This window comes from Bradyrhizobium sp. S69 (genome assembly GCF_009766005.1).
Lineage (GTDB): Bacteria > Pseudomonadota > Alphaproteobacteria > Rhizobiales > Xanthobacteraceae > Bradyrhizobium.
The window spans coordinates 572,908-581,093 of sequence record NZ_LMUK01000041.1 but is presented as its reverse complement, the minus strand read 5'-3'; the positions used below and the strand labels follow the sequence as shown (position 1 = coordinate 581,093).

Annotated in this window: 6 protein-coding genes; 2 read left to right on the top strand and 4 right to left on the bottom strand. The window is 61.8% G+C overall.

What is annotated here, in order from left to right:
* Positions 1 to 894: 894 nt before the first annotated feature.
* The 3 genes from GSQ88_RS20235 to GSQ88_RS20225 all read right to left on the bottom strand — a co-directional run bounded on the left by GSQ88_RS20235 (position 895) and on the right by GSQ88_RS20225 (position 5,078).
* Complete coding sequence (locus GSQ88_RS20235) at positions 895 to 2,907, bottom strand: acetyl/propionyl/methylcrotonyl-CoA carboxylase subunit alpha (RefSeq protein ID WP_159009471.1); 2,013 nt, start codon at positions 2,905 to 2,907, stop codon at positions 895 to 897.
* Between the two features lie 2 nt (positions 2,908 to 2,909).
* The gene (locus tag GSQ88_RS20230) at positions 2,910 to 4,514 is read right to left on the bottom strand and encodes a carboxyl transferase domain-containing protein (RefSeq protein ID WP_159009470.1); all 1,605 of its coding nucleotides are present in this window, start codon (positions 4,512 to 4,514) and stop codon (positions 2,910 to 2,912) included.
* A gap of 258 nt (positions 4,515 to 4,772) precedes the next feature.
* Positions 4,773 to 5,078, bottom strand: coding sequence for an ETC complex I subunit (locus GSQ88_RS20225; RefSeq protein ID WP_159009469.1), 306 nt, complete (start codon positions 5,076 to 5,078; stop codon positions 4,773 to 4,775).
* Positions 5,079 to 5,297: 219 nt separating this feature from the next.
* On the opposite strand from GSQ88_RS20225, the gene GSQ88_RS20220 reads away from it, so the two are divergent.
* Complete coding sequence (locus GSQ88_RS20220; RefSeq protein WP_159009468.1) at positions 5,298 to 6,452, top strand: OpgC domain-containing protein; 1,155 nt, start codon at positions 5,298 to 5,300, stop codon at positions 6,450 to 6,452.
* A 28-nt stretch (positions 6,453 to 6,480) separates the two neighbouring features.
* Here GSQ88_RS20220 and GSQ88_RS20215 read toward each other — a convergent pair whose 3' ends face one another.
* The gene (locus GSQ88_RS20215; RefSeq protein WP_159009467.1) at positions 6,481 to 7,377 is read right to left on the bottom strand and encodes a VOC family protein; all 897 of its coding nucleotides are present in this window, start codon (positions 7,375 to 7,377) and stop codon (positions 6,481 to 6,483) included.
* Positions 7,378 to 7,695: 318 nt separating this feature from the next.
* On the opposite strand from GSQ88_RS20215, the gene GSQ88_RS20210 reads away from it, so the two are divergent.
* Positions 7,696 to 8,085 (top strand): hypothetical protein, encoded by a 390-nt coding sequence (locus tag GSQ88_RS20210; protein ID WP_210253856.1) that lies wholly within the window; start codon positions 7,696 to 7,698, stop codon positions 8,083 to 8,085.
* The last annotated feature ends 101 nt before the right edge of the window (positions 8,086 to 8,186 follow it).

Genomic DNA, 8,186 nt, shown 5'->3' with positions numbered 1-8,186 from the left:
CTGGCTCACGGACGGCTCCCTTGTCTGAGATCTCAACAACCTCATTCTGGCACAACTGATGCCGTAGGGGGCCGTCCACACCATCACGCCGTGTGTTCTCGTTTTGGCAGTGTGGCGGATGCTTTCCTTCACAATCCACGCCAGGGGTTATGGGTCCCGGCCTTCGCCGGGACGACGTAATGTGATCGTGTTTCACACAACTCCGCGATCTCGCGACATCATCTGTCCGAGTCTTGCACGGCGTTCGCCCTCAAAAACAGAGGGCGCAGTGCGACCCTCAAGAGAGGGCGCAGGGAAGACCGGGTGCGCGCTGCACCCGCGATCTCGCGTGCCAAAATGCACACAGCAAAAAGCGCACACGAGCATACAGGTTCAGCGGAAGCAGTCCGGCCTTCCCTGCGCAATGGTTTTACAGCTTATTTCGTGCTCTCCCCGGTGAGACCAGGCTTGCTTGTCACCGTCGCCCCCAAGAAGCGTGAGCTCCTCAAGAACTTGACACCAGCCACTGGGGCGTCAGGACCACACGACTTTGCCGTACGCCTCACGCGCCGTTCGTCAAAAGCGCATCAGCGTCCACCGCTCCCCGCCCCAACGTCAGTGACGATGGCCAACGCCCCCTCTCTCGGGACGGGATGGCGAGGAATACGCAACTGATTTGGGTCAAGAGTCAAGGACAATTTCTGAAAATCAGAAGCGCCACCTTGTCAGCCCGTAGGATGGGTGGAGCGAAGCGATACCCATCATGGAGATGCACGATCGGCGAGAGGCTGGCGCCAGCCCCGCCGGCCCGATGATGCGCTCCGCCACATCGTCGCGTCCTCGCATTACGGTCGAAGATAAATCGCGGTGCAGTGATGGGTTTCGCGAAGGGCTCAACCCATCCTTCGGGCTATCCTACTCGCTACTCGCCGCCGGCTCCATTTCGGCGAGTTCGACGCCTTCCTGCACGATATCGCCGACCTTGCATTTGATCTTCTTCAGCACGCCGCCGAACGGCGCGCGCAAGGTCTGCTCCATCTTCATCACTTCGAGCGTCAGGATCGGCGCGCCCTTTTCCAGTACAGCACCCTCTTCGGCCAATAGCGCCACCACGGTACCCGGCAGCGGCGCTGCGATTTTGTCTTCGCTGACCTGCTCCTCGTCGTCGCCGCCGAACGCATCGACCCAATGCAGATCAAAACGGCCGTTGCGCGTGCGCAAATAAAGCTCATGGCCTTCGATGACGGATACGATCCGCGATGTCAGGCCGTTGAGCGTCAGATCTATTTCACCGGCATTGTTCACCGAATAGGCCAGGGCAAGCTCGCGTTCGCCAACGGTGACGGTCGAGGGGCCGTTGCCATAGTGCAGCGTTACCTGGTGTTCGCCGCCCTGCCCCTGACGGAACACGAAGCTGCGCTGGCGGCGGCCGACCGGCATCCAGCCGAAACTCTGCCACGGCGAATGCGCTTCAACGCGGGCGGCGCCCTGTTCTTGCGCCAGAATGGCGGCAACCGCCGCGCAAAGCTCGAGATCGTCAGGCGCTTTCGAAGTCGCCGTCAGGTTCTGCAACTCGCGCTCGATGAAGCCGGTGTCGATGGCGTTGGCCCGCACATCCTGGTGCGTCACCAGCGCCGACAAAAACGGGATGTTGGTCACGACGCCGCGGATATCGGTCTCTTGCAAGCCCCGATTGAGCCTGTCGATCGCGGCCTGACGTGTCGGCGCCCAGGCGATCACCTTGGCCAGCATGGCGTCGTAATGCGGCGAGACGACATCGCCTTCGCGATAGCCGGCATCGATGCGCAGGCCATCGACCGCCGGCGGCACGTGCCAGGTCCTGATGCGGCCGACCGAGGGCATGAAATTCTTGTTCGGATTTTCCGCATATACCCGCGCCTCGATGGCGTGGCCATTGAAGCCGATCTCGGCTTGCGTCAGCGGCAGTTTCTCGCCGAACGCCACCCGCAATTGCCATTCCACCAGATTGATGCCCGTGATCATCTCGGTCACGGGATGCTCGACCTGCAACCTTGTGTTCATTTCGATGAAGAACACATCCTTGCCGTCGGAGACGAATTCGATGGTGCCGGCGCCGACATAATTGACCGCTGCGGCCGCCTTGCGCGCGGCGGCGCAGACCGCCTCGCGCTGCCCCGCATCGAGCGTCGGCGACGGGGCTTCCTCGATCACCTTCTGATGCCGGCGCTGCAACGTGCATTCGCGCTCGAACAGCGACAACAGATTGCCATGGCTGTCGCCGATCACCTGCACTTCGATGTGCCGCGGATTCTGGACGAATTGCTCGATCAGCATGCGATCGTCGCCGAACGCCGCCTTGGCCTCGCGCTTGGCGCTGACGATGGCCGGCGCGAGCTCGGCCGCCGAACGCACGATCCGCATGCCGCGACCGCCGCCGCCGGCCGATGCCTTGACCAGAACCGGAAAGCCGATGTCGCCGGCGGCCTTCGCCAGGGTCGCCTCGTCCTGGGCTTCGCCGTGATAGCCGCGTACCAGCGGTACGCCGGCCTTCTCCATCAGGGTCTTGGAGCCGGATTTGGAGCCCATCGCGATCATCATCGCGGCGGTGGGACCGACGAACACCAGCCCGGCATCGGCGCAGGCTTGCGCAAATTCGGCGTTCTCCGACAGGAATCCATAGCCGGGGTGCACGGCTTCCGCCCCGCTGCTGCGGGCGGCTTCGAGCACCCGCTCGATATTAAGATAGCTGTCGCGGGCCCGTGCCGGCCCCAGCAGGACGGCTTCATCGGCCTCGGCGACATGCATCGCGCCGCGGTCGGCTTCGGAATAGACAGCAACCGTCCGCAAGCCCATCGCTCGCGCGGTGCGGATCACCCGGCAGGCGATCTCGCCGCGGTTGGCAATCAGGAGGGTTTGAAAGCGCCGGTACGGCCTGGAGCGATCCATCATCACATCCTGAACAGGCCGAAATGGGTGGGCTCGATCGGCGCGTTGGCCGAAGCCGACAGCCCGAGCCCCAGCACCAGCCGCGTGTCGGCGGGATCGATCACACCGTCGTCCCAGAGCCGGGCGGTGGCATAATACGGATTGCCCTGGGCTTCGAATTGCGCGCGCGTCGGCGCCCGAAACTCGTTCTCCTCCTCGACCGACCAACTGCCGCCCTTGGCCTCGATATTGTCGCGCCGCAACTGGCTCAGCACCATCGCCGCCTGCTCGCCGCCCATCACCGAAATCCGGGCGTTCGGCCACATCCAGAGAAATCTGGGACTGTAGGCGCGGCCGCACATGCCGTAATTGCCCGCGCCGTAGGAGCCGCCGATCACGACGGTGAATTTCGGCATGCTCGCGGTGGCCACCGCCGTCACCAGCTTGGCGCCGTCGCGGGCGATGCCGCCGGCCTCGTATTTCTTGCCGACCATGAATCCCGTGATGTTCTGCAGAAACACCAGCGGAATATTGCGCTGACAGCACAGCTCGATGAAATGCGCGCCCTTCAGCGAGCTTTCGGAAAACAGGATGCCGTTGTTTGCGATGATGCCGACCGGATAGCCCCAGATATGGGCGAAGCCGCAGATCAGGGTCTGGCCGTATAATTTCTTGAACTCGTCGAACTCCGAACCGTCGACCAGCCGCGCGATGATGTCGTGGACGTCGAACGGCTTGCGCCCGTCGGCGGAGACCACGCCGTAGATTTCCTCGGGCGCGAACAGCGGTTCGCGCGGCGGGCGCATGTTCAAGGCGGTGGGGTGTGGCGGCTTCAACGTTGCCACGATGCGCCGCGCAATGCCGATCGCGTGAGCGTCATTCTGCGCATAGTGATCGGTGACGCCGGACTGCCGGGAGTGGACGTCGGCGCCGCCAAGCTCCTCGGCGGTGACGACCTCGCCGGTCGCAGCCTTCACCAGCGGCGGCCCGCCGAGAAAGATCGTGCCCTGATTGCGCACGATGATGCTCTCATCCGACATCGCCGGGACATAGGCCCCGCCGGCGGTGCAGGAGCCCATCACGATCGCGATCTGCGGGATGCCGGCGGCCGACATCTGCGCCTGGTTGTAGAAGATGCGGCCGAAATGCCGTTCGTCCGGGAAAATCTCGTCCTGCTGCGGCAGGAACGCGCCGCCGGAATCGACCATGTAGACGCAAGGCAGATTGTTCTGCCGGGCGATGTCCTGGGCGCGAAGATGCTTCTTCACCGTCATCGGGTAGTAGGTGCCGCCCTTGATGGTGGCATCGTTGGCGACGATCACGCATTCGCGCCCCGAGATCCGCCCGACCCCGGTGATGACGCTCGCCGAATGGACGTCGCCGCCATAGAGGCCGTTGGCGGCCAGCGGCGACAATTCAAGAAACGCGGTTCCCGGATCGATCAGCAGGTCGACGCGCTGCCGCGCCAGCATTTTGCCGCGCGAGGTATGCCTGGCCCGCGACGCCTCGCCGCCGCCGCCGGCAACCTGATCGAGCTTGCCGCGGAGTTCCCTGACCAGCACGCGCATGGCGTCCGCGTTGCGGACAAAATCGGGCGAAGTCGGATCGATACTGGAATGAAGCGGCATGGGCCTCGGGCGGTCTCTCGGGCGGTTCCTGGATGGTTTCTTGAGGCGAGTTTTTCAGCTCAATTTTTCGGCTCAGTTCTTGGTCTATTTATGCTGCGCCGCAATTCGACATTGGGCCCACGCCCGCCATGGTGTCATTGCGGCCCAGCCTTAGGCAACCCGGAAGTTTCGATCCCTGACCGGCCAACACGACGGGCCGATACGGGCCCGGGCTCACCGCCGACGGCATCCGGAATGATTCTTAGGTATTTTCGACCCCTAATGGGTCCAGGGTTCGCCGCGCCGGAAGGCAAAATTGTCGGAGTAGGCGATCTGGCGGTGGGCTGGCGCCTTTGGCTCGATGACCTGGTACGCAATGCCCTCGCGCTCGCAATAAGCCACCGCCTCCTCCTTGGTCTGGAAGCGAATGGTGAGCTGCTGCTTCATATCTCCGGAAGAGGTCCAGCCCATCAACGGCTCGATCGCGCGCGGCTGCTCCGGTTCATAGGCCAGCTGCCATTCCTGGGTCTGGGCCTTGCCGGATTGCATCGCGTTTTTGGCGGGCTTAAAGATCCGTGCGGTCATGAGGTGTCAAATCCCGTGAAAATGCAGCATGGTAACGCGTGGCGCCAACGGCGGGGATGGTATAGATTTTTTGGGGTATTCGGTCGATGATTCCCGGCCTTTGATGTTACATTTTCCTATAATCTTTATGCCGCACTGTGACAACTTGGCTATTGGTCCACCCGGACCCCTGCCCCACGCGCTCGATCTTCCCGAAGGCATCACGTCGAAACGGCACCCATGAAAATCGAAGCATCCCTTCCGGAAAAAGGACGCGATCTGCGGCTCGACCTGTTTCGCGGGGTCGCGAATTGGGCGATTTTCCTGGATCATATTCCCGACAACGTCGTGAATTGGATCACCACGCGAAATTACGGCTTCAGCGACGCGGCGGACCTGTTCGTTTTTATCTCCGGCTATACCGCCTCCTTTGTCTATGCCCGGATGATGCTCGAACGCGGCTTCATCGTCGGCGCCACCCGTCTGACCAAACGGGTCTGGCAGCTCTATGTCGCTCACATCATCCTGTTCGTAATCTATATCGTTTCGATCGGCTATGTCGCGCAGCGTTACAGCGACCCCGAGATCATCAACGAGTTCAATGTGGCGGGCCTGGTCGACAGCGCGGTTGAAACACTGCGCCAGGGCTTGCTGCTGAAGTTCAAGCCGGTCAACCTCGACGTGCTGCCGCTTTACATCGTGCTGATGGGATTATTTCCGCCGGTGCTCTGGTTCATGCTGCGCAAGCCCAATTGGACCATGCTGGCGTCCATCGCGCTGTGGCTTTCGGCCCGGCAGTTCGGCTGGAATTTCACGGCCTACCCGGCCGGCACCTGGTACTTCAATCCGTATTGCTGGCAGGTGCTTTTCGTGTTCGGCTCGTGGTGTGCGCTGGGCGGCGCGCGAAAAAACATGGCGGTCATCAACGCGCCGATCACGCTTTATTTTTCGATCGCCTATCTGATCTTTGCTCTCGTCATGACGATGGCGGGCAAATTCCCCGACTTCGGGGCGATGTTCCCGCACTGGCTCTTTGACACCTTCAATCCGAACGACAAGACCAATCTGGCGCCCTATCGCTTCATCCATTTTGTGGTGATCGTGATCATGGTCATCCGCTTCGTGCCGAAGGATTGGAAGGGGCTGGAATGGAAGGGGTTCGATCCCGTCATCGTCTGCGGCCAGCAATCGCTCGCGGTGTTCTGCGTCGGCGTGTTCCTCTCCTTTGTCGGACATTTCGAACTGATGATGAGTTCGGGCTCGCTGTTGGCGCAGATTTTCGTCAGCGTCACCGGGATCGCGATCATGACCATCGTCGCCTATTACATCTCGTGGTCGAAACGGCAGGACAAGCCGCTGCCCAAACCCGCGGCGGCCGCAGCCAAGGCTGGTTGATCGAGCCCGGCCGATCAAGTCCTGCCGGTTAGCTTTCGGAATCCGGAACGGGCGCCTTGCCGCGCGGCTTGGTGACCACCAATCGCCCCCGGGACGAAATCCCGCCCCACGAGGTCGACCAGCCGACTTCCGATGCCGGGGCTTGCGCAATGCCCTGCTGGCTTCGCTTACCTTGCAGTGCAAACGCGGCCCCTTGGGGATCGCGGCATCGCACGACCCAGCTGCCGCCCGGCAGTTCAAGCGGGCCCTCCAACACCTGGCCGCCGGCGGCCTCCACGCGTTCCGCTGCCGCGTCGATGTCGCCGATGTTGAAATAAAATAGCCAGAATGGAACCGGGTCCATCGGACGCTTGTTGAACATTCCGCCGAGCGTCTCCTCTCCGGCGGAAAACAATTGATAGGTGATCTCTGCGCCGGTTTCGGTCTCCGCCTTCCGCCAACCGACAAGTTCGCTGTAAAAAGGAAACGCTTTTTGCCAATCTGCCGTGAGCAATTCATGCCAGCCCACCCGTCCGGGCTTATGGGATTCGGGAGGCTTGTGTTGACCGCTCGGCAATCCCTCGATCAACGCCAACGTTGCCGTTTGCGGATCGGCGACAACCGAGATGCGCCCGATGTTGCTGTCCGTCGGGGGGACGTAGACGGCCCCGCCAAGGCGCTTCAGCCGACCGACAGCGACTTCCGCGTCATCGACGCTGACATATCCCATCCACCGCGCTGTCGCGCCCATGCGCCGCGCCTCCTCCGGCAGGCCCATGAGGCCGCTGACCGCCGTCCTCCCAGAGGTAAACAATGTGTAAGCGAGATTGGGCGTCGACCCGTCCTGCACGCCCCAGCCCACGACTTTGCCATAGAAGGCCTGGGCTGACGCCACGTCGGTCGTGATCAACTCGTACCAGGCGAAACGTCCTTTGTGATCGACCACGTCCAGTCTCCGTTCTCGCCTATAAACAGCAATGGCGGATGAATTGGCAATCGCTGGTTTCGCCCGACTTCACGGGTCGAAGCATCGACGGGAAAGCGGTCATGACGCGCCAACGCCGGGCCTGGCCTTGCGGGCATCGATCATGAATATCGCGTGAATAAATCGCGCCAATATCGTTCATCAAGATGAACCGAAACCCTTGCTGCACATACCAATATTCCGACGCCGGTGTGCGACCGTCTTGCGTGGTAGATTTGCACGGCGTACAATCTGATTGCTGGAGTCAAACTACTTTTTCAAGGTATGGAGGTTTCGACTATGTCACGGGTGAAACAAACTTCGACGAAGAAACGTGTGATGAAATCCGTACCGGTGCTGGGGGCCGCCGGGTTGACTTTCTCAATGATCGGCGGCGCATCGGCAGCGGCCGTGCCGACCTCGGATGTGGTGCAGTCGCCCACCGTTGGACTTGGTCATCAGGTAACACTCGGTGAGGAAGAAATCGCCGACGTCAGCCTGGCGACGTTCTACGTGTTCGACAAGGAAAACACCGCATCGGCCAAGGCTGGCGTTCAGGTTGCCTGGCGCGGTTGCGGCGGTTGCAGAGGCTGTCGTGGTTGCCGCGGCTGCCGCGGTTGCCGTGGCTGTGGTGGTGGTTGCGGCGGCGGCGGTTGCTGCGCTTCCTGGGGCGCTTGCCGCCTTTGCTAAGGCGGACTACGTTCCGACCACACCGATAAACGAAGTTACTGGCCGGGCTCGACTTCGTCGACCCGGCCAATCCATGAGTTGATCGTGATGTCTTTAGTCTG